Source organism: Pseudomonas sp. VI4.1 (assembly GCF_002029345.1).
Classification (GTDB): domain Bacteria; phylum Pseudomonadota; class Gammaproteobacteria; order Pseudomonadales; family Pseudomonadaceae; genus Aquipseudomonas.
Genome location: NZ_MULM01000137.1, coordinates 18,593 through 43,941, shown reverse-complemented (window position 1 = coordinate 43,941; position 25,349 = coordinate 18,593). Strand labels below are relative to the sequence as shown.

At 62.8% G+C, this 25,349-nt stretch carries 11 protein-coding genes and 3 pseudogenes; 10 read left to right on the top strand and 4 right to left on the bottom strand.

Annotated features, from left to right (window positions below):
- The first annotated feature begins 61 nt into the window (after nucleotides 1-61).
- Nucleotides 62-856, top strand: coding sequence for an ABC transporter substrate-binding protein (locus BZ163_RS11340; protein ID WP_178084679.1), 795 nt, complete (start codon nucleotides 62-64; stop codon nucleotides 854-856).
- A 100-nt stretch (nucleotides 857-956) separates the two neighbouring features.
- The gene (locus tag BZ163_RS11335; RefSeq protein ID WP_128870990.1) at nucleotides 957-1,970 is read left to right on the top strand and encodes a GNAT family N-acetyltransferase; all 1,014 of its coding nucleotides are present in this window, start codon (nucleotides 957-959) and stop codon (nucleotides 1,968-1,970) included.
- A 147-nt stretch (nucleotides 1,971-2,117) separates the two neighbouring features.
- On the opposite strand, the gene BZ163_RS11330 is transcribed toward BZ163_RS11335, so the two are convergent.
- Entirely contained in the window at nucleotides 2,118-2,666 is a 549-nt protein-coding gene (locus BZ163_RS11330; RefSeq protein ID WP_128870989.1) for an RNA polymerase factor sigma-70, read from the bottom strand.
- 229 nt (nucleotides 2,667-2,895) lie between these two features.
- Between BZ163_RS11330 and BZ163_RS35550 the strand changes: the two are divergent.
- From BZ163_RS35550 to BZ163_RS11320, 3 genes and pseudogenes are all read left to right on the top strand, one after another.
- Nucleotides 2,896-3,018 (top strand): annotated as a pseudogene (locus BZ163_RS35550) (outer membrane lipoprotein carrier protein LolA); the annotation flags it as partial.
- 26 nt (nucleotides 3,019-3,044) lie between these two features.
- The gene (locus BZ163_RS11325; RefSeq protein WP_128870988.1) at nucleotides 3,045-16,028 is read left to right on the top strand and encodes a non-ribosomal peptide synthetase; all 12,984 of its coding nucleotides are present in this window, start codon (nucleotides 3,045-3,047) and stop codon (nucleotides 16,026-16,028) included.
- 220 nt (nucleotides 16,029-16,248) lie between these two features.
- Complete coding sequence (locus BZ163_RS11320) at nucleotides 16,249-17,073, top strand: alpha/beta fold hydrolase (RefSeq protein WP_128870987.1); 825 nt, start codon at nucleotides 16,249-16,251, stop codon at nucleotides 17,071-17,073.
- Nucleotides 17,074-17,186: 113 nt separating this feature from the next.
- Here BZ163_RS11320 and dsbG read toward each other — a convergent pair.
- The 3 genes and pseudogenes from dsbG to dsbD all read right to left on the bottom strand — a co-directional run bounded on the left by dsbG (nucleotide 17,187) and on the right by dsbD (nucleotide 20,534).
- Nucleotides 17,187-17,956, bottom strand: a pseudogene (dsbG, locus tag BZ163_RS11315) (thiol:disulfide interchange protein DsbG).
- Nucleotides 17,932-18,798: a TlpA disulfide reductase family protein gene (locus tag BZ163_RS11310; protein ID WP_128870986.1), complete on the bottom strand. Its 867-nt coding sequence runs from the start codon at nucleotides 18,796-18,798 to the stop codon at nucleotides 17,932-17,934. Before BZ163_RS11310 ends, dsbG begins: the two are co-directional and overlap by 25 nt.
- Nucleotides 18,798-20,534, bottom strand: coding sequence for a protein-disulfide reductase DsbD (gene dsbD, locus BZ163_RS11305; protein WP_128870985.1), 1,737 nt, complete (start codon nucleotides 20,532-20,534; stop codon nucleotides 18,798-18,800). Before dsbD ends, BZ163_RS11310 begins: the two co-directional genes overlap by 1 nt.
- 153 nt (nucleotides 20,535-20,687) lie before the next feature.
- On the opposite strand from dsbD, the gene BZ163_RS11300 reads away from it, so the two are divergent.
- The 5 genes and pseudogenes from BZ163_RS11300 (at nucleotide 20,688) to BZ163_RS11280 (ending at nucleotide 25,175) form a co-directional block, all read left to right on the top strand.
- Nucleotides 20,688-21,368 (top strand): response regulator, encoded by a 681-nt coding sequence (locus tag BZ163_RS11300; protein ID WP_128870984.1) that lies wholly within the window; start codon nucleotides 20,688-20,690, stop codon nucleotides 21,366-21,368.
- Nucleotides 21,365-22,690: an ATP-binding protein gene (locus tag BZ163_RS11295; RefSeq protein ID WP_128870983.1), complete on the top strand. Its 1,326-nt coding sequence runs from the start codon at nucleotides 21,365-21,367 to the stop codon at nucleotides 22,688-22,690. The genes BZ163_RS11300 and BZ163_RS11295 overlap by 4 nt, the downstream gene beginning before the upstream one ends.
- A 202-nt stretch (nucleotides 22,691-22,892) precedes the next feature.
- Nucleotides 22,893-23,377, top strand: a pseudogene (locus BZ163_RS11290) (GNAT family N-acetyltransferase).
- A gap of 75 nt (nucleotides 23,378-23,452) precedes the next feature.
- Nucleotides 23,453-24,865, top strand: a complete 1,413-nt coding sequence (locus BZ163_RS11285; RefSeq protein WP_128870982.1) for an aspartate aminotransferase family protein — start codon at nucleotides 23,453-23,455, stop codon at nucleotides 24,863-24,865.
- Nucleotides 24,866-24,947: 82 nt separating this feature from the next.
- Entirely contained in the window at nucleotides 24,948-25,175 is a 228-nt protein-coding gene (locus BZ163_RS11280; RefSeq protein ID WP_128870981.1) for an MbtH family protein, read from the top strand.
- Nucleotides 25,176-25,349: the final 174 nt, after the last annotated feature.

Below are 25,349 nucleotides of genomic sequence, written 5' to 3'. Positions count from 1 at the left end.
GTGGCTGAAACCACCTGGCTTGGATGCATTTAAGCGTTTTTTTTCGGGAGTGGGTTGTTTGATGTCTTCGCCAATTCGGACGGCCTCGGTGTTTTTACTGGTGGCGTTTTCGTCGATAGGGGCAATACCGGCCCAGGCTGCACAACTGGTGCGGATCAGTGCCGCGCATTTCCCGCCCTACACGGTTCGCCCGGAAACCGGTGCCGACACCGGCCTGTTGCCGCAATTGATCGAGGCGCTGAATGCCTTGCAGAGCGACTATCAATTTGTCCTGGTGCCGACTTCGATTCCCCGGCGCTTCGGTGACTTCAAGCAAGGCCGGGTGGACATGGCGATTTTCGAGAACCCGAACTGGGGCTGGAAGGACATCCCCCACACCACCGTCGACATGGGGCTGGAAGACGCCGAGATTTTTGTCGCGCAACGCGAGCCCGATCGTCAGCAAAGCTATTTTGCCAGCCTCACCGGCAAACGCCTGGCGCTGTTCAGCGGCTATCACTACGAGTTTTCCAATTTCAATGCCGACCCGAAGTTTCTCGCGCAGAACTACAACGCCACGCTGACCTATTCCCATGACAGCAACCTGTTGATGGTGCTGCGCGGGCGAGCGGACATTGCCCTGGTGACGCGCTCTTACCTGAGCGACTACTTGCTGCGCAACGAGCAGGTCGGCAATCAGCTGCTGGTGTCCGAGCGGGTCGATCAGATCTATCACCACTACGCCATCCTCCGCCCGACAGCGCCCATCAGTGGCGCTGCATTTGGCAAGTTGCTGCAAGACTTGCGCGAGAACGGCCAGATGCTGAAGATTTTTGATCCGTACAAGATTGCCGTGGTGCCGGTGCCCGGTCACTGAGATCGCGCCACAGGTCGCGTATTGACCGACTTCTGTTAAATTTCTCGGCTTGGCTCACGTCACTTCGTTGAACTGTCGACGATTAATGTGAGCCCGCCCCATGTCCAATCCGAATCACCTGACTGCCCTGGCGTTGCCCACAGGCAGCCGTCTTGTAGCTGATGAAACCGAAAGCCGGCTGAGCCTCGACCTGGATGGGCAGCCGCTGATCAAGTTGCGTCTGACCCGCGAACCTGAACTGCTGGTGCAGCTGGAGCAAGGTTTCGACCGTCCCGAAGGCGATGCACTGCGCACGGCCTGTTATTGGCTGTTTGCCCGCGACCCTGGCTGCCAGCGCCTGACCTGGCAGCTGGATGAGGTCCCGGTTGACGCCTTGCGCAACGGCTTGCTGGTCGCCACCGAAACCTCCGGCCAGTATCGCTGCGAGCGCACCCTGTTCTGGCAGTTGCCGCAGCCCTGGCTCGGTCAATCCCTGGCCAGCAGCTATCCGCAGCACATGGTCATCAGTGGCGGCAAACGTCATCCGTTGCGTGCGATGAAACCGCAGGGTGAAGTGTATCGACGTTTCGATGCCCGGTTGGGCGCGTGGATTTCCCTGCGCACGCTGGACATCGACCATGACCTTGCACGGTTCAATCGTTGGCAGAACAGTGCGCGGGTCGCGAGTTTCTGGCAGGAGCAGGGCAGTCTCGAACAGCATCGCGAGTACCTGGACAAGCTCGAGGCCGACCCCCACACCCTGACGCTGATCGGCTGTTTCGATGATCAGCCGTTTGCCTATTTCGAAGCCTATTGGGCCAAGGAAGATCGCATTGCGCCTTTCTATGAGGCGGACGATTACGACCGGGGTATTCACATGCTGGTCGGTGAAGAGCATCACCGCGGCCCGCACAAGGTAGCGAGCTGGTTATCGGCGCTGGTGCATTACCTGTTTCTCGATGATCCACGGACCCGGCGGGTGGTGGCCGAGCCTCGGGCCGACAACGGCAAGATGATCGGGTATATGCAGGGCCAGCGTTTCCATTGCGAGAAAGAGTTTGATTTTCCGCACAAGCGTGCGGCGTTGATGGTGTTGGGGCGGGAGCGGTTTTTTGAGCGGTGTGTGTTGGCTTGATGCGTAAGGCTCGAGATCTCTTCAGGTCTTCAGGCCGCCTTCGCGAGCAAGCTCGCTCCCACAGGTTTTGGGTGTTCTCTGATGTTATGCGCGACACAAACCTGTGTGCGAGCTTGCTCGCGATGGGGGCGAAGCAGGATTCGGATCCTAGCGGCGGGCAAAGGTATCCGCCCGACTCCCCGACACCTTCCGGCAGTGCACCAAAGCATCGCGAATCATGAAGTTCACCAGGGTCGGCGAGACCCCGAGTTCCTTGGCGATGTCCTTCTGCGGCACGCCATGCAGGCGGTACATCTCGAACGCGTAGCGGGTGCGGGTGGGCAACTCCGTCAGCGCGTCGGCAATGTGTTCCAGGGTCGAGAAATTGATGTGCGAGGTTTCCGGCGAGGCGCCTTGAATCACCACGTTCAGGCCTTCTTCTTCAGGGCCTGAATACTTCTGTTCCAGTGCCTGTTTACGGTAGTGATCGATCGCCAGGTTGCGCACGATCTGGAACAGGTAGCTGAGTTGAGCCTTGAACGAGGACGTGATTTGCGGCGCCGACTGCAGGCGGAAGAACGCATCCTGTACCACGTCTTCAGCCCGCGAGCGGCAGCCGGTAATACGGGCTGCAATCTTGACCAGAATCAGTCGATTGTCGACGAATGCCTGAAGTAGCGGTGAATCGCACCTGCTTGTGGACACTTGTTCCGTCATGGAAATCACCCTGCTGCAAATAGGTTAGTGGGACGGCTGGAAGACCGGTGCCGTCCTACACATCGAGCGACAAATTATGTTGAATGATAATGATTGTCAATTGAGAAAGAGAATTAATGCTCCCCAAAAGTGCAGAGTGAGAACTGCGACACGCTGACGCACTGCAGCGGGGTTGACGATCCGGCCCGCCGACTAATTATTTGCAGACGTCATCCGTTCCCATTGGTGAATAACACAGCGCAATCCTCATACCCCTGTAGGAGCGAGCTCGCTCGCGAAGGTCGTTAACGATGACGATGGGCACCTGACCCCCCGCGGCGTTCTCCGGTTTTTCGCGAGCAAGCTCGCTCCTGCAGCCGAATTCAGGCAGGAAACCCCATGACCGACGCGTTCGAACTCCCCAGCACACTGGTCCAAGCCCTTCAGCGCCGCGCGGCCCTGACGCCGGACCGGGTGGCCTTGCGTTTTCTCGCCGAAACCGAGGATCAGGCTGTGGTGCTCAGTTATCGCGAACTGGACCAGCGGGCACGCGTCATTGCCGGCGCGTTGCAGGCCGACGCCGATGTTGGCGATCGCGCAGTGCTGCTGTTCCCCAGTGGCCCGGATTACGTCGCGGCGTTCTTCGGTTGTCTGTATGCAGGTGTCATCGCGGTGCCGGCCTATCCACCGGAATCGACCCGTCGTCATCACCAGGAGCGCCTGCTGTCGATCATCAGCGATGCCGAACCGCGTCTGTTGCTGACCAGCGCCGGCCTGCGGGATTCGTTGTTGCACATCGAAGGCGCGCCGCCGTTGTTGTGCGTCGATACCCTCGACAGCGCCCTGGCCGAGCGTTGGGTCGAGCCGGACCTGCAAGACGCTCACATCGCCTTCCTGCAATACACCTCCGGCTCCACCGCCTTGCCTAAAGGTGTGCAGGTCAGCCACGCCAACCTGGTGGCGAACGAATTGCTGATTCGCCACGGCTTCGGCATCGACCTGAACCCTGACGATGTGATCGTCAGCTGGTTACCGCTGTACCACGACATGGGTCTGATCGGCGGTCTGCTGCAGCCGATTTTCAGCGGCGTGCCGTGCATCCTGATGTCGCCGGCCTACTTCCTCGGCCGGCCGTTGCGCTGGCTGGAAGCGATCAGCGAATACGGCGGCACCATCAGCGGCGGGCCGGATTTTGCCTATCGGTTGTGCAGCGAGCGGGTCAGCGAATCGGCCCTGGCGCGCCTCGACCTGAGCGGTTGGCGCGTGGCGTATTCCGGCTCCGAACCGATTCGCCTCGACACGCTGGAGCGCTTTGCCGAGAAGTTCGACGTTTGCGGGTTCACTCCAGACAGTTTCATGGCGTCCTATGGCCTGGCCGAAGCCACGCTGTTCGTTGCCGGCAGCCCTCGCAGTCAGGGTATCGGCAACCTGCGGGTAGACGATCGGGCCTTGGCGCAAAACCGAGTCGAGCCGGGCGAGGGCGGCGCAATCATGAGCTGCGGCCTCGGCCAACCGGATCACGCCATACTGATCGTCGATCCCTCGGCGCTCAACGAACTGGCTGACAATACCGTCGGCGAAGTCTGGGCCTGCGGTCCGAGCATCGCCCACGGCTACTGGCGCAACCCCGAGGCCAGCGCCAAGACTTTCGTGCCACACAACGGCCGTACCTGGCTGCGTACCGGCGACCTGGGCTTTATGCGTGACGGGGAACTGTTCATCACCGGGCGCCTGAAAGACCTGCTGATCGTGCGCGGGCACAACCTCTATCCGCAGGACATCGAACAGACTATCGAGCGCGAAGTGGAAGTGGTGCGCAAAGGTCGCGTCGCCGCGTTCGCCGTGAACATCGAAGGGCAGGAAGGCATCGGCATCGCGGCGGAAATCAGCCGCAGCGTGCAAAAAATCCTTGCGCCCGAGGCGTTGATCAAAGCCATTCGCCAAGCGGTGGCCGAGGCGTACCAGGAGGCGCCGGGTGTGGTGGTGCTGCTCAATCCGGGCGCGCTGCCCAAGACCTCCAGCGGCAAATTGCAACGCTCGGCGTGCCGCGATCGTCTGGCGGACGGCAGCCTCGACAGCTATGCGCTATTTCCGGCGGAGGCCAGCGAGCGTGACGCGCAAACCGAATCGGGCTCTGAGCTGCAAACCCTGATCGGCCAGATCTGGTGCGAGCAACTGCAGATCAAACAGGTCAACGCCGACGATCACTTTTTCCTGTTGGGCGGCAACTCCATCGCCGCCACGCAAGTGGTCGCGCGTCTGCGCGAAGAACTGGGCCTGGAACTGAACCTGCGCCTGTTGTTCGAAGCGCCAACCCTCGGGGCGTTTACCGCTGCAGTGGTGAAACAGCAACAGGACGCTGGCCCGGCCCAAGGCTCGATCACCCCTCTGTCGCGCAGCGAAGCCATGGTGCAATCCCTGGCGCAAAACCGTCTGTGGATCACCTGGCAACTGGACCCGCAGAGCAGCGCCTACAACATTCCCGGCGCCTTGCGCCTGCGCGGCGAGCTGGATCAAGAAGCGTTGCGCGCCAGTTTCCAGCACCTGATCGAGCGTCACGAATCCTTGCGCACACGCTTCTTCGAACGTGACGGCGTGGCACTGCAACAGGTCGATTCCGCCGCCGAATTCAATCTGCAATTGATCGACATCAGCGCCCTGCCAGCCGCCGAGCGTGAAGCCCGCGCGCTGCAAATCCGTGAGCACCAGGCCCGCACCCGGTTCGACCTGGAGAAGGGCCCGCTGCTGTGCGTGACGCTGGTGCGCCTCGATGATGAGGATCACCAGTTGCTGGTGACGCTGCACCACATCATCGCCGATGGCTGGTCGCTGAACGTGCTGATCGACGAGTTCTCGCGCCTGTACGCTGGCGCTTCCCAGGGACAACCAGCGACGCTTGCGGCATTGCCCACGCACTATGCCGACTACGGCAGCTGGCAGCGCCAATGGCTGGCGCAAGGGGAGGGCGAGCGGCAACTGGCCTACTGGAAAACACAGTTGGGTGGTGAGCAACCGACTCTGAGCCTGGCCACCGACCACCCGCGCTCGGCGCAGCACAGCCACAGTGCCGCCCGTCATTCCATCAAGCTTGGCGCAACGTTGAGCGATGCCATTCGCCAGACCGCCCAGGCTCACCAATCCACTTCATTCATGCTGTTGCTCGCGGCGTTCCAGAGCCTGCTGCACCGCTACAGTGGCCAGCGCGACATCCGCATCGGCGTGCCCAACGCCAACCGTCCGCGCCTGGAAACCCAAGGCTTGATCGGCTTCTTCATCAACACCCAGGTGCTGCGCGCCGAGGTCGATCCGCGACAGCCATTCGTTGCACTGCTGGCGCAGACCCGTCAGGCCGCGCTGGGCGCACAAGCGCATCAGGACCTGCCGTTCGAACAACTGCTCGAAGCCTTCCCGCAAGCTCGCGAACAAGGCTTGTTCCAGGTCATGTTCAACCACCAGCAACGCGACCTCGGCGCATTGAAACGCCTGCCCGGGCTGCTCGCCGAAGAGCTGCCATGGCACAGCCGCGAAGCCAAGTTCGATCTGCAACTGCACAGTGAAGAAGACCGCAACGGTCGCCTGAGCCTGTCCTTCGACTACGCCAGCGAACTGTTTGATGCCGCCACCATCGAGCGTCTGGCCGAGCATTTCAGCAACCTGCTGCGGGCCGTCTGCGCGCAACCGGACACCGCCATCGCCGACCTGCAACTGCTGGCGCCCAGTGAGCTCCACCAGCAAACGGCCTGGAGCGCGGCACCCTGTACGCCGGCCAGCCAATGGTTGCCGCAGCTGCTCCACGAACAGGCGCGCCTGACTCCCGAGCGCATCGCGTTGATGTGGGATGGCGGCCAACTGGACTTCGCCGAACTGCACGGCCAGGCCAATCGCCTGGCCCATTACCTGCGCGACAAAGGTGTCGGGCCGGATGTGTGCGTAGCGATTGCCGTCGAGCGTTCGCCGCAACTGCTGATCGGCCTGCTGGCGATTATCAAGGCCGGTGGCGCCTATGTGCCGCTGGACCCGGATTACCCGGCCGAACGCCTGGCCTACATGCTCAACGACAGCGGCGCCGAATTGCTGCTGACCCAGACCGGATTGCTCGAGCGTTTGCCGGCTGCCGACGGTGTCAGCGCAATTGCCATGGACGCTTTGCATCTGGATGGCTGGCCGAGCCACCCGCCGGGCCTGCATGTGCACGGCGACAACCTGGCGTACGTGATTTACACCTCAGGTTCTACCGGTCAACCCAAGGGCGTCGGCAACACTCACGCGGCCCTCGCCGAACGCCTGCAATGGATGCAGGACACCTATCGCCTGAACGACACCGACGTGCTGATGCAAAAAGCGCCGATCAGCTTCGACGTGTCGGTGTGGGAATGCTTCTGGCCGTTGATCACCGGTAGTCGCTTGCTGCTGGCCGGTCCCGGCGAACACCGTGATCCGCAGCGCATTGCGCAACTCGTTCAAACCTATGGCGTGACCACGCTGCACTTCGTGCCACCGTTGCTGGCGTTGTTCATCGACGAGCCGCTAAGTGCCGGATGCACCAGCCTGCGTCGGGTGTTTTCCGGTGGTGAAGCCTTGCCCGCAGAGCTGCGCAACCGGGTGCTGGCACACCTGCCGGCGGTGCAATTGCACAACCGCTATGGCCCGACGGAAACAGCGATCAACGTCACTCATTGGCCGTGCACAGCCGCCGATGGCGAACGCTCGCCGATCGGGCGCCCGCTGGGCAACGTGGTGTGCCGCGTGCTGGACGCTGATCTCAATCCGGTGCCGGCCGGTGTGCCGGGCGAACTGTGCATCAGCGGCATCGGTTTGGCCCGAGGCTATCTGGGCCGTCCGGGCCTGACCGCCGAACGCTTCGTGGTCGATCCGCTGGGCGAACCGGGTGCGCGTCTGTATCGCACCGGTGACCGTGCGCGCTGGACCTCCGATGGGGTGATCGACTACCTCGGTCGTCTCGACCAGCAGGTCAAACTGCGTGGCTTCCGGGTTGAACCGGAAGAAATCCAGGCGCGTTTGCTGGCACAGGACGGTGTCGCTCAGGCAGTCGTGGTGGTCCGCGAAACGGTGGCAGGCGCACAGTTGATCGGTTACTACACCACCACGGATTGCTCAGAAGACATTGATGCTCAAACCGCACGCCTGAAAACCGCGCTGGCCGCCGAGTTACCTGAGTACATGGTCCCGGCGCAGCTGATGCGCCTGGACGAAATGCCCCTGAGTCCAAGCGGCAAACTCGACCGTCGCGCCTTGCCGGAACCCCAGTGGCAAGCCAGCGAACACGTCGCCCCGGTCACCGCGCTGGAACAGCAAATCGCCGGCATCTGGCGCGAAGTCCTGGGCCTTGCGCAGATCGGTCTGCGCGACGATTTCTTCGCCCTCGGCGGCCACTCGCTGCTGGCCACGCAAATCATTTCCCGTACCCGTCAGGCCTGCGACGTCGAGTTGCCGCTGCGGGCGTTGTTCGAGCACAGTGAACTGGGGGCGTTTGCCGAACAGGTGCAGCTGATTCAAGCCAGCGGCAACACGAACAAGCAACCACCGATCGAGACAGTCGACCGCAGCCAACCGGTACCGTTGTCTTACTCCCAGCAGCGCATGTGGTTCCTCTGGCAGCTGGAACCGGACAGCCCGGCTTATAACGTCGGGGGCATGGCGCGGTTGCGCGGGGTACTCGACGTCGGACGTTTCGAGGCGGCATTGCAAGCGCTGATCATGCGCCACGAAACCCTGCGCACGACCTTCCCGAGCGTCGATGGCGTGGCCCGGCAACAGGTGCATGCCGACACCGGCCTGCGCATGGACTGCAAAGATTTCTCCGCGCTGGATGCCGACAGCCGTGAGCAACGGGTCCAGCAACTGGCCGACAGCGAAGCCCACACGCCATTCGATCTGGAAACCGGGCCGCTGCTGCGCGCCTGCCTGGTCAAGACCGCCGAGCAGGAACATTACCTGGTCCTGACCCTGCACCACATCGTCACCGAAGGCTGGGCGATGGACATCTTCGCCCGGGAGTTGAGCGCGCTGTACGAAGCCTTTGTCGAGGACCGCGAATCGCCGCTGGCACCGCTGCCGGTGCAGTACCTCGATTACAGCGTCTGGCAGCGCCAGTGGCTGGAGTCCGGTGAACGCCAGCGCCAGCTCGACTACTGGACCGCACAATTGGGTCGCGAACATCCGCTGCTGGAATTGCCCGCTGACCGTCCGCGGCCGCCGGTGCAAAGTCATCAGGGCGAACTGTATCGTTTCGACCTCAGCGATGAGCTTGCCGCCCGGGTTCGCGCCTTCAACGCACACCACGGCCTGACCCTGTTCATGACCATGACCGCCGCGCTGGCCGTGCTGCTTTACCGCTACAGCGGCCAGAACGACCTGCGTATCGGCGCCCCTGTCGCCAACCGGATCCGTCCGGAAAGCGAAGGGCTGATCGGTGCGTTCCTCAACACCCAGGTGCTGCGTTGCCAGCTCGACGGCCAGATGTCCGTCGGCGAGTTGTTCGAGCAGGTTCGCCACAGGGTGATCGAGGGCCAGTCCCATCAGGACCTGCCGTTTGACCATCTGGTGGAGGCCTTGCAACCACCGCGCAGCGCCGCGTACAACCCGCTGTTCCAGGTGATGTGCAACGTGCAACGCTGGGAGTTCCAGCAGAGCCGTACCCTGGCCGGCATGACCGTCGAGTACCTGGCCAACGATGCCCGGGCGACCAAGTTCGACCTCAACCTGGAAGTCACCGACCTCGATCACCGCCTGGGTTGCTGCCTGACCTACAGCACCGACCTGTTCGACGAACCGCGCATTGCGCGCATGGCCGGGCATTGGCGCAATCTGCTGGAAGCGCTGCTGGCCGATCCGCAACAGCGCCTCAGTGAGTTGCCGTTGCTGGACGCGAGCGAACAGCAACACCTGCTCGACAGCCTCGGCGTCGAACCGGGCGAGCATCGCCTGGATCAGTGCATCCATCATCTGTTCAGCGAGCAGGCGCTGGTGCGCAAGGATGCGCCGGCACTGACCTTTGCCGGTAAAACCCTGAGCTACGCCGAACTCGACAGCCGCGCCAATCGCCTGGCCTGGATGCTCCGTGAACGCGGGGTGGGCCCGCAGGTCCGGGTGGGCCTGGCACTTGAGCGTTCGCTGGAAATGGTCATCGGCTTGCTGGCGATCCTCAAGGCGGGCGGCGCCTACGTGCCGCTGGACCCGGAATACCCGCTGGATCGCCTGCACTACATGATCGAAGACAGCGGCATCGGTTTGTTGCTCAGCGATGCGGCGATGTTCGATGCGCTCGGTGAGTTGCCGTCCACTGTCGCCCGCTGGTGCCTGGAAGAGGACGCCGCCGAGCTGGCCGATTACCCGGCTACCGAGCTGCCGTTTATCAGCCTGCCGCAACATCAGGCCTACTTGATCTATACCTCCGGCTCCACCGGCAAACCCAAAGGGGTGGTGGTGTCCCACGGCGAAATCGCCATGCACTGTCGCGCCGTGATCGAACGTTTCGGCATGCGCCCCGACGATTGCGAGCTGCATTTCTATTCGATCAACTTTGACGCGGCCACCGAGCGTTTGCTGGTGCCGCTGTTGAGCGGTGCTCAGGTCGTCCTGCGTGCTCAAGGCCAGTGGGATGCGGAAGAAATCTGCGGTCTGATTCGCCGCCACCGCATCAACATCCTCGGCTTCACGCCGAGCTACGGCAGCCAGTTGGCGCAATGGCTGGCGACTCGAAACGAGACGCTCCCGGTGCGCATGTGCATCACCGGCGGCGAAGCCCTGACCGGCGAACACCTGCAGCGAATCCGCGCGGCGTTCAAGCCGAGCCTGTTCTTCAACGCCTACGGCCCGACCGAAACCGTGGTCATGCCGCTGGCCAGCCTGGCGCCGGAACAGTTGGCAGAGGGCCTGGGCAGCGTACCGATCGGCAGTGTGATCGGCGCTCGCGTGGCCTACATCCTCGACGCCGATCTGGCGTTGGTGCCGCAAGGCGCGACGGGCGAGTTGTATGTCGGCGGCGCCGGTCTGGCGCAGGGTTATCACCAGCGTCCGGGCATGACCGCCGAGCGTTTTGTCGCCGATCCGTTCGCCGCCCATGGTGGGCGTCTGTACCGCACCGGCGACCTGGTGCGTCAGCGCGCCGATGGCCTGGTGGAGTACCTGGGGCGGATTGACCATCAAGTGAAAATTCGCGGCTTCCGCATCGAGCTGGGCGAAATCGAAACCCGTCTGTTGGAACACGAATCGGTCCGTGAAGCGGTGGTGTTGGCGCTCGACGCGCCGAGCGGCAAGCAACTGGTCGGCTACGTTGTCACCGAGTTCGCCGAGCAGCACGAAAGGCAACAAGCCGAACTGCGCGAATCCCTCAAGGCGCACCTCAAAGCGCAACTGCCGGATTACATGGTGCCCGCGCACCTGACCTTGCTGGCTCAATGGCCGCTGACCGCCAACGGCAAACTCGACCGCCGCGCACTGCCGGCACCGGATCCGGAACAGAACCGCCAACAGTACGTGGCACCGGGCAACGCGCTTGAACTGACCCTGGCCGACATCTGGTGCGAAGTGCTGAACGTCGGGCAGGTGGGGCTCAACGACAACTTCTTCGAACTGGGCGGCGACTCGATTCTGTCGATCCAGGTGGTCAGCCGCGCGCGGCAACAGGGCATTCACTTCAGCCCGCGGGACTTGTTCCAGCACCAGACCGTGCAGACCCTGGCGGCCGTGGCGACCCATGCCGAACAGCTCAGCGCCGAACAAGGCCTGATCACCGGTGAGTCGCAGCTGACGCCGATCCAGCACTGGTTCTTCGACACTGAAATCCCCCAGCGTCAGCACTGGAACCAGGCGTTGCTGCTGGAACCCGCTGTGGCGCTGGAACCCCATCGCCTCGAAGCGGCGCTGCTGGCAGTGATCGAGCAGCACGACGCCTTGCGTTTGCGGTTCTCTGAAAAGGCAGGCCAATGGCAGGCCGGGCACCAGGCGATTTCCGACGCGCCGGTGCTGTGGCAAGTGCGCGTTGCGTCCATGGACAAATGCGCGGTACTCTTCGCCGATGCCCAGCGCAGCCTCGACCTTGCGCAAGGGCCGCTGATGCGCGCGCTGCTGGTCGATGGTCCCGAGGCGCAACAGCGGCTGTTCATCGCCATTCACCACTTGGTGGTGGACGGGGTTTCGTGGCGGGTGTTGCTGGACGATCTGCAAACGGTGTATCGCCAACTGGATGCTCGACAGTCCGTCAAACTGCCGGCAAAAACCAGTGCATTCAAGGATTGGGCAGCACGTTTGCAAGCGTATGCCGGCAGTGAATCCCTGCGCGAGGAATTGAGCTGGTGGCAGTCGCAACTGGCCGGTAACCGTGCTGAATTGCCGTGCGACCGACCGGCGGGTGGCCGGCAGAATCGTCATGCGCAAACCGTCAGCGTGCGCCTCGATGTCGAGCGCACTCGGCAACTGCTGCAACAGGCACCGAGCGCCTATCGCACCCAGGTCAACGACTTGCTGCTGACTGCATTGGCCCGCGTGCTGTGCCGCTGGAGTGGTCACGAATCGGCGCTGATTCAACTCGAAGGCCACGGCCGCGAGACCCTGTTCGACGAGATCGACCTGACCCGCACCGTTGGCTGGTTCACCAGCGCTTTTCCATTGCGCCTGCTGCCAATGGAAGAGCAGGGCGCCTCGATCAAGGCGATCAAGGAACAACTGCGCGCGGTGCCACACAAAGGCCTGGGTTACGGCGTATTGCGCTACCTGGCCGATGAGCCCTGCCGCCAGGCCATGGCTGCACTGCCGGTGGCGCCTGTCACCTTCAACTACCTTGGCCAGTTCGATCAGAGTTTCGGCGACGCTGCACTGTTCCGTCCGCTGGATGAACCGCTCGGTGCCGCGCACGACCCGAAAGCGCCGCTGCCCAACGAGCTGAGCATCGACAGTCAGGTGTACGGCGGTGAGCTGCTGCTGCGCTGGACCTTCAGCGGCGAACGTCATGATCCGCAGACCATCGGTGCGCTGGCGGATGCCTACCTCGGTGAATTGCAGAGCCTGATCGAGCATTGCCTGCAGGACGACGCGGGCGGCCTGACGCCGTCGGATTTCCCGCTGGCCAGGCTGACCCAGCCGCAACTCGATGCGCTGCCGGTGCCGGCTGCGGTCATTGAAGACGTCTACCCGCTGACGCCGATGCAGGAAGGCATGTTGCTGCACACCCTGCTGGAGCCGGGCACCGGCCTCTACTACATGCAGGATCGCTACCGCATCAACAGCGAGCTCGACCCGCAGCGTTTTGCCCAGGCCTGGCAAGCGGTGATCGCCCGTCATGAAGCCTTGCGTGCGTCGTTCTGCTGGAACGTCGGCGAAGACATGCTGCAAGTGATCCACAAGCCGGGCAGCACGCCGATCGAGTACCTGGACTGGAGCGCTATCGCCGAGGCCGAGCAAGAGCCGAGGTTGCAGGCGCTGCTCAAAAGCGAGCGCGAGGCCGGTTTCGATCTGCTCAACCAGGCACCGTTCCACCTGCGTCTGATCCGGGTGGGCGCGGCGCGCTACTGGTTCATGATGAGCAACCACCACATCCTGATCGATGCCTGGTGCCGTTCGCTGCTGATGAACGACTTCTTCGACATCTACAGCGCCCTTGGCGAAGGCCGGCAAGCGCAGCTGGCGGTGCCGCCGCGTTATCGCGATTACATCGGCTGGCTGCAACGCCAGAGCCTGGCCGAGGCTCGGCAGTGGTGGAAGCACAACCTGCAAGGTTTCGAACGCACCACGCCGATCCCGAGTGACCGGCCGTTCCTGCGCGAACATGCCGGTGACAGCGGCGGCATGCTCGTCGGCGACCGCTACACCCGGCTCGATGCCCGTGACGGTGCGCGACTGCGCGAACTGGCCCAGGCGCATCAACTGACCATCAACACCTTTGCCCAGGCGGCGTGGGCCCTGGTATTGCGGCGCTTGAGCGGTGATCGCGACGTGCTGTTCGGCGTCACGGTGGCCGGGCGTCCGGTGGACATGCCCGAGATGCAGCGCACGGTCGGGCTGTTTATCAACAGCATCGCGCTGCGGGTGCCGATGCCGCAAGACGACCAGCGTTGCAGCGTGCGCCAGTGGCTGAGCGGCTTGCTCGACAGCAACATGCAGTTGCGCGAGTACGAGTACTTGCCGCTGGTGAACATTCAGGAACACAGCGAGCTGCCCAAGGGCCAGCCGTTGTTCGACAGCCTGTTCGTGTTCGAAAACGCCCCGGTGGAAGTCTCGGTGCTGGACCGTGCGCAAAGCCTCAATGCCACGTCGGATTCGGGCCGTACCCACACCAATTTCCCGCTGACCGCGGTGTGCTATCCGGGCGACGACCTGGGCTTGCACCTGTCTTACGACCAGCGTTACTTCGACGAGTCGACCATCGAGCGCATGCTCGGCGAGTTCAAGCGTTTGCTGTTGGCGCTGGTCGAAGGCTTCCATGGCGACATGGCTGATCTGCCGCTGTTGGGTGCCGAGGAACAGGACTTCCTGCTCCATGGCTGCAACCAGAGCGAGCACGATTACCCGCTGGAGCAGAGTTACGTCGAGTTGTTCGAAGTGCAGGTGGCCCGGCATCCACAACGGATTGCCGCCAGTTGCCTGGATCGGCAGCACAGTTACCTTGAGCTGAACCACCGCAGCAATCGTCTCGGCCATGCGCTGCTTGCCGCCGGTGTCGGGCCGGATCAGCCGGTGGCGTTGCTGGCCGAACGCAACCTCGAGTTGCTGGGCATGATCATCGGCAGCTTCAAGGCAGGCGCCGGTTACCTGCCGCTGGATCCGGGACTGCCAAGCCAGCGTTTGAGCCGGACCATCGACTTGAGCCGTACCCCGTTGCTGGTCTGCACTGAGGCCTGCCGCGAGCAGGCGCTGGCATTGCTGGATGAGTTCGGTTGTGCCGATCGACCTCGATTGCTGGTCTGGGAAGACGTTCAGGCGAGCGCTGCGTCGATTGCCAATCCGGGCGTCTGCAGCGGGCCGGACAACCTTGCCTACGTGATCTACACCTCCGGCTCCACCGGACTGCCGAAGGGGGTGATGGTCGAGCAGCGCGGCATGCTGAATAACCAGTTGAGCAAGGTGCCGTATCTGAACCTGAGCGATGCCGATGTGATCGCACAAACCGCTTCGCAAAGCTTCGACATTTCGGTCTGGCAGTTCCTTGCCGCACCGTTGTTCGGGGCGCGGGTGGACATCGTGCCAAACACCATCGCCCATGACCCGCAAGGTTTGCTGGCCCATGTCCAGAGCCAGGGCATCACCGTGCTGGAAAGCGTGCCGTCGCTGATCCAGGGCATGCTCGCCCAGGAACGCATGAGCCTCGACGGTCTGCGCTGGATGCTGCCGACGGGTGAAGCGATGCCACCGGAACTGGCGCACCAATGGCTGCTGCGCTACCCGGACATCGGACTGGTGAATGCCTATGGCCCGGCGGAGTGCTCGGATGACGTGGCCTTCTTCCGTGTGGACCTGGCGTCGACGCGCGGCAGTTACTTGCCGATCGGTACGCCAACCGACAACAACCGTTTGTACCTGCTCGATGGCGCGCTGGAATTGGTGCCCTTGGGTGCGGTGGGCGAGTTGTGCGTCGCGGGTACCGGGGTGGGTCGCGGTTATGTCGGCGACCCGTTGCGCACCGCGCAGGTGTTTGTGCCAAACCCGTTTGGTGCGCCGGGCGATCGCCTGTATCGCACCGGTGACCTGGCCCGGCGTCGCAGTGATGGCGTGCTGGAGTACGTCGGGCGCATCGACCATCAAGTGAAGATTCGCGGTTACCGCATCGAACTGGGTGAAATCGAAGCCCGTTTGCATGAGCAACCGCAAGTCCGTGAAGCGGCGGTCGGCGTGCAGGAAGGGGTGAACGGCAAGCATCTGGTGGGCTACCTGGTAGCGGCTGACTCGGCGCTGGATCCGAGCGAAAACCTGGAGCGCATCAAGCAACGCCTGCGCGCCGAGCTGCCGGAATACATGGTGCCGCTGCACTGGTTGTGGCTCGAGCGGATGCCGCTCAACGCCAACGGCAAACTAGACCGCAAGGCCCTGCCGGCGCTGGAGATCGGTCAGTTGCAGAGCCAGGACTACCAGGCACCGCGTAACGAGTTGGAGCAGACGTTGGCGGGTATCTGGGCCGAAGTCCTGAAAGTCGAGAAGGTCGGCATTCGCGACAACTTCTTCGAACTGGGTGGGCATTCGCTGCTGGCGACGCAGATTGCTTCGCGGGTGCAGAAAACTTTGCAACGCGATGTGCCGCTGCGGGCGATGTTCGAGTGCAGCACGGTGGAGGAATTGGCCGAGCACATCGATGGGTTGGCAGCGAGTGACATCACCGAGGAGAAGGTGGATCGCCTCAATGATCTGATGGCGGAACTGGAAGGGTTGTAGTTCTCCCGCGTCTGTAATGCCCCCTTCGCGGGCAAGCCCGCTCCCACAGGGATCGATAGTGTGCGCAATATATGTGTACGCCATCGCCCCTTGTGGGAGCGGGCTTGCTCGCGAAGGGGCCGGCACATTTTGCGAATATTCGCGCGTTGACTGCTGTTTCCGGCCAGCTCACGCTGCCTCGGCTCTTTCAGTGAACCGCACTTCACCAAGGAATCAGTCAATGCCCTTCGTCACAATAGATGGACAACCGCTTCACTACATCGATCAAGGCACTGGCCCGGCAGTGCTGCTGGCCGGCAGCTATCTGTGGGACCAGGCCATGTGGGCGCCGCAGATTGCCGCCCTGTCGCCACACTACCGGGTGATCGCCCCGGACCTGTGGGGCCATGGCCAGTCCGGGCCGATACCGCAAACAACCACTTCACTGGATGACATCGCTCGTCAGGGCCTGGCCTTGCTCGATCATCTGGACATCGAGCGCGTCACGCTGGTGGGGCTTTCGGTGGGTGGCATGTGGGGCGCGCGCCTGGCCTTGTCGGCGCCCGGGCGAATCAACGGCCTGGTGCTGATGGACAGCTATCTCGGTAACGAGCCGGATCCGACCCGTGAATATTATTTCTCATTGTTGAAGCAGATCGAAGAGACCGGCGTGATCACGCCACAGCTGCTGGATATCATTGTGCCGATCTTCTTCCATCCCGATATCGACCGGGAGTCGGCGCTTTATCAGGATTTCCGTGCGTCGTTGGCGGCGCTGCCGTCGGAGCGTCTGCGCCAAAGCATCGTGCCGATGGGGCGGATCACGTTTGGCCGGGATGACCTGCTGCCGCGCCTGGGCGAGCTGGACGCTGAGACCACGCTGCTGATGTGTGGGGACCAGGATCAACCGCGGCCGCCGGCGGAAACCCGGGAAATGGCCGAGTTGATCGGATGCCCTTACGTGCTGGTGCCGGAGGCGGGGCATATCTCCAATCTGGAGAATCCGCAGTTCGTCACAGATGAACTGCTGACGTTTTTGGCCCAGAGCAATTCAGCGGAGCATTGAAAAAAAATCGCAGCCCCCTGTAGGCGCGAGCTTGCTCGCGAAAAACGCAAGTACAACGCATGCATCCTGAAAGAACGCGTTATCGTTGACGACCATCGCGAGCAAGCTCGCTCCTACTTGGGCCCGAGAATCTTCACCAATTTGTCCGGCGACGGCGCACCTTGCTGCTGTTGCAGCTCACCCTTGTCATCCATATAGAAAATCGCCGGGGTCGCAGACAACTCCAGCTCTTCCATCATCTGCATGTTCGCTGCAAGTTTCGCCTGAATCGCCGGCGGCACTTCTTTCAAGGCCTTGAGCGAGCTGCCCTTGCCGGCACCTTCATGGTCCTGCAAGGCTTTCTGCGGGTCCTTGGCAGCCAGCAGCGCCGCCGATTTGCCCGGGCTGTCTTCACGGATGATGCCGACCATGATGTGGCGCAGCTGCACCTTGCCGGCCTTCACCCACGGCCGGGCCTGTTCCCAGAACATATTGCAGTAAGGGCAGTTCGGGTCGCTGAACATATAGACGACCCGCGGTGCGTCTTTATTGCCGTCAGCGATCCAGTTGCTGGTTTCCAGTTTGGCCCAGACTTCTTTCGCCATCGGTGCATAAACCAGCTTCTGCAATGGCTCGCTGCTCAGGTCATTGCCCTGGGCGTCATACAGATTGCCCAGCAGAACATGCTTGCCATCCGGCGTCAGGTACAGTGCCATGCCCCGGTTCTGGTACTGCGCCGCATAGCCGCGCAAACCGTCGGGAGCATCGAATTGGCCGACGATTTTCGCACCTTTGGCTTCGATCTTCTTGATCGCTTCGGGCAGTTCTTCGGCAGCTGCACCGACGGCAGGTGCAGCAGGGTGGCACCCAGGGTCAGCATTAACAGGTGGCGGAGGCGGGGCATGGCAGTTTCCTTGAAGAAGTGGCGGGTGTGGCAGGATTAGAGGTGTCGAAGCTTTCCAGGGCGCGGGCCAGGCTGGCATCCGACAGTTCTCCCAGGTGGCTGCCCAGCAAGCGACCTTCGGGGCTATAGAACAGCGTAGTCGGCAATGCCATGGAGCCGACGGCCTGGCCCAATCGGCCGCCGCCATCGAACAGGACGTTGGACAGGCTCAGGCCCTGGGTTTCCAGATAGGTGCTGACGCTTTGCATGCTTTCGGCCTGGTTGACGAACAGGAAGGTCAGGTCCGGGCGTTGTTGCTGGGCGTTTTCCAGCACCGGCATTTCCCGGCGACAGGGCGGGCACCAGGTGGCCCAGAGATTGATGACCAGCGGGCCGCCCTTGTAGTCGGCCAGTTGCACGGTTTCCCCCGCGGCATTGCGCAGGGTGATGTCCGGCAGGCGTGTGCCTTGCTCGTAAATCGTCAGGGAGTACGTCGCCAGCAGCCAGAACGCCAGACCGCCGGCCACGCCAAATCCCAGGGGGCGGCGCAAGCCGGGGCGACGCCAGCCTCGGTACAAGGCGGCGAGCAGCAGCACGATCACCCCCGGCCAGGCCAGGAAACCGCCGTCACGCAGGTCGATCATCTGCCACGGATCGTCCCGATAATGGGTCCAGTAACGGGCGACAAACCCCACCCGCGCCGCCAGCATGCCCAGCAGGAACAGACTGAACAGCGCCGACTCGGGATTCTCGCCCCCGCGCTTGGCCACCCGCCAGCCGACAAAAGTCGCCAGCGCCAAGGCGCTGATCAACAGCAGGTGGTTCAGCGCAATGGCAAAGGTGCCGAGGGTAAAAGTCAGCATTAATGCGCGTCTCGGGTGGTGGTCCAACGTTGCAGGAGGGTGTCGGCATTGACCTCGCCGGTGATGCGCTGGCTGCGGCGTTCGAGGCCGTCGGCGCCGATCCACAGCAGGCTCGGTGGCCCCGGCACTTTATACCGCGTGAGCAATTCGCGGCTGGCGGCATTGTCGGCGGTGACGTCCAGCCGTAGCAAACGCACGTCGCTCAAGGCTTGCAGCACATGGGCTTTGCCGAACACCTGTTTTTCCATGACCTTGCACGACACACACCAGTCGGCGTAGTAGTCCAGCAGCACCCATTGGCCTTGAGCCTGCGCCGCATCGAGCTCCCGTTGCAGGGCGGCGGGGTCCTTGACTGTGGTGAAGGCGTCGTGACCGACAGGGCTCGCGACGCTGCCCGGGTTGCTCGCGCTATAGACCTGCAACGGCTTGTAAATATCATCACTGCCGCCCGCGGCACCGATCATCAACAGACTGCCCCACAAGCCCAGCAACAGCGAACTGGCGCCGAACAGGTGAGCGACGCGCCCGAACCCATCCGACTGTTTCCAGGCGCTGTAGGCGGCGATCAACAACAAAGCACCCCACAGCCCGACCCACAGGGATTCGGCCAGCACCGGACGCAGCATCAGCAGCGCAGTGGCGAGGAACAGGAAACCGAACACGCCTTTGAGCAGGTTCATCCACGCGCCGGGTTTCGGCAGAAAGCGATTGCCGACCGTCACCAGCAACAGCAGCGGGATGCCGATGCCGATGCCCATGGCGAACAGAATCAGCCCGCCATGCAGCGCATTGCCGCTTTGCGCGATGTAGAGCAGGGCGCCGGCCAGCGGAGCGGTCATGCAGGGGCCCACCAGCAAACCGGAGACGGCCCCCAGGACACCCGCGCCGATGAGGCTGCCGCCGCGCTGGTTGCGAGAGACATTTTCCAGGCGATCGCGCACGGCTACCGGCAATTGCAACTCGAAGAAGCCGAACATCGGCAACGCCAGCAGCACAAACACCGCAGCGAAAGTGCCCAGCAACCAGGGGTTCTGCAGCAATGCCTGCAGATTTGCGCCAAGCAGCGCCGCCAGCACACCCATCGCCGCATACACCAGCGCCATGCAGATCACATAGCTGCTGGCCAAGGCGAATCCGCGTCGGGGCGTGGCGCCACTGCCGACAATCAAACCGGCGAGGATCGGCAACATGGGGAGCGTGCAAGGGGTGAAAGCCAACAGCAGTCCCAGACCGAAGAACACCAGCAGGCTCCAGCCCAGTGCCCGCTGTTGCAGGCCGCTGGCCAAGGCTTGATCGGGTGCTTCGTCAACGGCCGATGTGGCAGCGCTTCCACCCAGATCCACCATCTGGGTTTGCGGCGGATAACACAGGCCGGCATCGGCACAGCCCTGGAAACCCACCTTGATCTGGCCCGTGGCCCCCGCTGGAATCTTCAGCTCCAGGCCCTGGCGATAGACCTGCTGCTCGCCGAAAAACTCATCGCTGTGCGACTCGCCCTCGGGCAACGCAGGTTTGAACTCCGGGGATAATCCGTCGAATTTCAGGCGCTGTTGATAGAGGTAGTAATTGTCGGCGATCTGCCAATAAAGCTGGGTTTCACCGCTTTCGAGACGTTCAGAGGTGAAAACGAACGCTTTGCCGACGGGAAGAAAGTCCGGTTTGGTCGCGAACGGATCAGTCCCTGCCTGGGCCAGGCCCGAGATCAAGAGAGCAAAAAATACAAACAGTCGAAGCATGGGTAGGCCTTGTCCCTGTGCAAGTGATGTGCACAGTGGCGAATGGCGATTAACCGATGATTAACCGCGATGGTCTTGTCGCCGTGGCACTTGCGGCATAATGTCCGCTTAATCGGGCGCCGGCCTAATCACCTTTTATCCACAGGGTTGAGCATGCACGTACTGGTTTGCGAAGACGATGAGCTGATCGCCAGCGGCATTGTCGCCGGCCTCACCGCCCAGGGGCTGACGGTAGAGCACGTCGCCACGGCCTCTGCTGCCCGGGCGATGCTCAAGGTCGCCGAGTTCGACGTGATGGTGCTCGATCTTGGCCTGCCCGATGAGGACGGGCTGAAACTGCTGCAGCAGTTGCGCCATCATGGCCTGGAGATTCCGGTGCTGATCCTCACCGCGCGGGACTCGGTCACCGACCGGGTCGACGGTTTGCAGGCCGGTGCCGACGATTACCTGCTCAAGCCGTTCGACTTGCGTGAGCTCGCGGCGCGCCTGCACACCTTGTTGCGCCGGGTGGCCGGGCGCAGCGTCAACCTGATCGAACACGGTGCGCTGACGTACGATCCGAGCAGTCGCGAAACCATGCTCGGCGGCCAGCCGGTGGACCTGTCGCGTCGCGAGCAGGCACTGTTGCAGGCCTTGTTGCATAACCGCGGCCGGGTGCTGTCCACCGAGCAACTGAAGGACAGTGTCTACGGCTTCAACGACGAACTGGAAAGCAACGCCCTCAACGTGCACATCCATCACCTGCGGCGCAAACTCGGTAATGGCATCGTCGAAACGGTGCGCGGCCTGGGTTATCGCCTGGGGCCGGCGGACGGCGGAGATCAATCGAAGTGATGAGCCTGCGTTTGCGCCTGAGCCTCACGCTGGGCGCCGCTTTTGCGCTGATCTGGGCGCTGGCGGCGGCCTGGATGCTCAGCGACCTGCGTATTCAGATGATGTTTTCCCTCGACCAGCGGCTGGTGGCGTCGGCGCGCATGGTCGCCGGCCTGATGGAGCAATTGCCGGCGTTGCCGAGCAAGGGCGAAGGCACCCATTTCAGCGCCGAGCAACTGACTATCCCCGGCGGCATGGCGTGTCAGGTCAGCTCGTTGCGCGGCGAAATCCTCGCCCGCAGTCACACCGACCCGCAACAAACCCTGGAAGCCGAGAAGATGGGCTTTCACGATCAGATGATCGACGGCACGCCGTGGCGCAGTTTCACCCTGGCCCGCGGCGATCTGCGCATCACCACCGCCGACCGGCAAATCGAGCGCGAAGCCCTGAACATGTCGATCCTGCTGGCCGCCTCGGTGCCGGTAGGCGTGGCGTTGCTTGGCTGCCTGTGCCTGCTCTGGCTGGGCATCGGCCAGGGGCTGGCGCCGCTCAATCGCATGCGCGATGCGTTGAAACGGCGCAATGCCGATTCCCTGGAGCCGTTGCAGATCCAGCCGTTGCCCAGTGAACTGCAACCCTTGCTCGACACCCAGAACCAGCTGTTGCAGCGGATCGGCAAGACCATCGAACGCGAGCGCCGCCTGACCGGTGACGCGGCCCACGAGTTGCGCAGCCCGCTGACAGCGATCAAGACGCACCTGCAAGTGGCGCGCATGACCGAAGGCGCCGCCCGGGATCAGTCCCTGGCCCGGGCCGAAGAAGGCGCCGATCGCCTGCACCGGACCCTTGAACAATTGCTGCTGCTGGCGCGGGTCGAGGGCAGTCTGTCGTTCGACGATGGTGCGCAATGCAGCGCCGAGCAAGTGGCTAAACTGGCGATTCAGGACGCCGCCAGCGGTGACCGCCAGCGCATCAGATTCCAGGTCCCGCCGAAGATTTCCCATGCCCCGGTGCAAATGCCGGCCGTATTGTCCATCGCGGCACTGCGCAACCTGCTGGACAACGCCCTGCGTCACACCCCCGGTGACGGGCCGGTGGAGCTGAGTCTGGAAACCACCGGTAATAGCGTGCAGTTTGTGGTGCGCGACCATGGCCCGGGCATTGCCGAAGAGGATCTGCAACACCTGACCCAGCGTTTCTGGCGCAACGGCCAGAGCACCGGCTGTGGCCTGGGACTGGCGATTGTCCAGGCCATCGTCCAGCGCTGCGGTTGTACCCTGCATTTCGACAGCCGGCCGGACGGGTTGCGGGTCAAGTTGACCATGCCGCTGCAACCGATCTAACCAACACCACACCCCCCTGTAGGAGCTGGCTTGCCAGCGAAGGCGTCCTTTCAGTCACCTTAATGTTGGATGTGCCGCCGCCTTCGCCAGCAAGCCGGCTCCCCCAGCTCATCAAATGTAACGCCTCTCCATTGGCATTCGAGCCCCCACCGGCGCTATCGTCTTCGCCAGTTTTGACTCAATGGATTGAGGTGACAACGCCATGGAAGCATCGATACTCATCTGCAAGGCAACCCCCGCCGATGCCGGCATCATCAGCCGCATCGTCGAGCGCTCCATCCGTGTCGGTTGTGCGCTCGATCACCGCAACAATGCGCGAACGGTCGCCAACTGGACCCACAACAAGACCATCGCCCACGTGTTGCCGTGGCTGACCGACCAACGGTTGTATCTGAACATCGCCCTGTTGCAGGACAAGCCGGTCGGCGTCGCCATGGCGGCGATCAGCGGCAGGGTCGCCTTCTGTTACGTGCAACCGGAATGGTTTCGCCGAGGAGCCGGCGCGCGCTGGTGCGCGACCTCGAGGGCTGGTTGATCGGCCGGGGCTTGCGCCAGGCCCGGCTCAACAGTACTCGAACCAGCGAAGCCTTTTATCGCCACCTGGGTTATCGGCCTTGCGCCAGAACCTTCGCGGTGGCAGGGCTGCGGGCCATTCCCATGCACAAGGGACTGTCGTCACCTTCATGAAAGCGGGTCTGGGGGCTAAATCCCCGAGGCGCCGATGCGTTTCCACAACAGGAAAACCTTTTTAGGGGTCGAGAGATGTCAGTCGCTACCAGCCTTGTGGAAGATCAGCCGGCCCGGATCACTCCGGCGCCGACCGAGGTGCTTTATCACTTCAACGAATCGCCGTTGCTGGCCCGTCAGAGCCAGCAGGAATCGAATGCCCGCAGCTACCCGCGACGCATTCCACTGGCACTCAAACGCGCCAGAGGCCTCTACGTCGAGGACGTCGAGGGTCGTACGTTCATCGACTGCCTGGCCGGCGCTGGCACGCTGGCGCTGGGGCATAACCACCCGGTAGTGATCGAAGCGATCCAGCAAGTGCTGAGCGATGAACTGCCGTTGCACACCCTTGACCTGACCACCCCGGTCAAGGATCAGTTTGTCCAGGATCTGTTCGGCCTGCTACCACCTGCCTTGGCCGCTGAAGCGAAAATCCAGTTCTGCGGCCCCACCGGCACCGACGCTGTGGAAGCTGCATTGAAACTGGTGCGCACCGCCACCGGCCGCAGCACGGTGCTGTCGTTCCAGGGCGGTTACCACGGCATGAGCCAGGGCGCGCTGAGCCTGATGGGCAGTCTGGGGCCGAAAAAACCCTTGGGTGCCTTGCTGAGTAACGGCGTGCAGTTCATGCCGTACCCCTACGATTACCGCTGCCCGTTCGGTCTCGGTGGCGCGCAAGGGGTACAGGTCAATCTCAATTACCTGGAGAACCTGCTCAATGACCCGGAAGCCGGCGTGCAGTTGCCGGCGGCGGTAATCGTCGAAGTGGTGCAGGGCGAGGGCGGGGTGATCCCGGCCGATCTCGACTGGCTGCGCGGTCTGCGGCGGATTACCGAACAGGCGGGCGTGGCGCTGATCGTCGATGAGATCCAGAGCGGATTTGCCCGCACCGGCAAGATGTTTGCTTTCGAGCATGCCGGGATCATTCCTGATGTGGTGGTGCTGTCCAAAGCCATCGGTGGCAGCCTGCCGCTGGCGGTGGTGGTCTATCGCGACTGGCTCGACACCTGGCTGCCGGGCGCCCATGCCGGGACGTTCCGCGGCAATCAGCTGGCGATGGCGGCGGGCTCCGCGGTGATGCGTTACCTGACCGAACACCGCATCTGCGAGCACGCTGCCGCCATGGGCGAACGCTTGAGCGAACACCTGCGCATCCTGCAGCGGGACTTCCCGCAACTGGGTGATATTCGCGGGCGCGGCTTGATGCTTGGCGTGGAACTGGTCGATCCGACCGGCGCGCCGGATGTCCAGGGGCACCCGCCGATTTTTGCTCGCCTGGCGCCGCTGGTGCAGCGCGAATGCCTCAAGCGCGGGCTGATCCTCGAACTTGGTGGCCGTCACGGCGGTGTGGTGCGCTTCCTGCCACCACTGGTGATTACCGCCGCGGAAATCGATCGGGTCGCCGAGATTTTCGGCCGGGCCATGGCTGCGGCGACCGCCAGCCTGTAAATTTTCCCGCTCCTCGAACGTTCCTTCTACAGACCGGCTGCGCACGCAGTGCAGCCCACCCCTACAGCGATGGAGACACACCATGACGTCAGTATTCGACCGCGAGGACATCCTCTTTCAGGTCGTGGTCAACCACGAAGAGCAATACTCGATCTGGCCCGATTACAAGGCCGTGCCTGCCGGCTGGCGCACCGTGGGCAAGAGCGGTCTGAAAAAGGAATGCCTGGCCTACATCGAGGAAACCTGGACCGACATGCGTCCGCTGAGCTTGCGGCAGAAGATGGAAGAGCAGGCGGCTGTGACGCACTGAGTCAGTCATGCAAAAAAAGCCCGCTGAAGATGACAGTCAGCGGGCTTTTTCAGGTCTGGGATTTGTGTTGCCTATCAAGCCGCCTTCGCGAGCAAGCCCGCTCCCACATTGGATCTCTGGCGAACTCAGAATTTGTGATCGCTAGAGATCCAATGTGGGAGCGGGCTTGCTCGC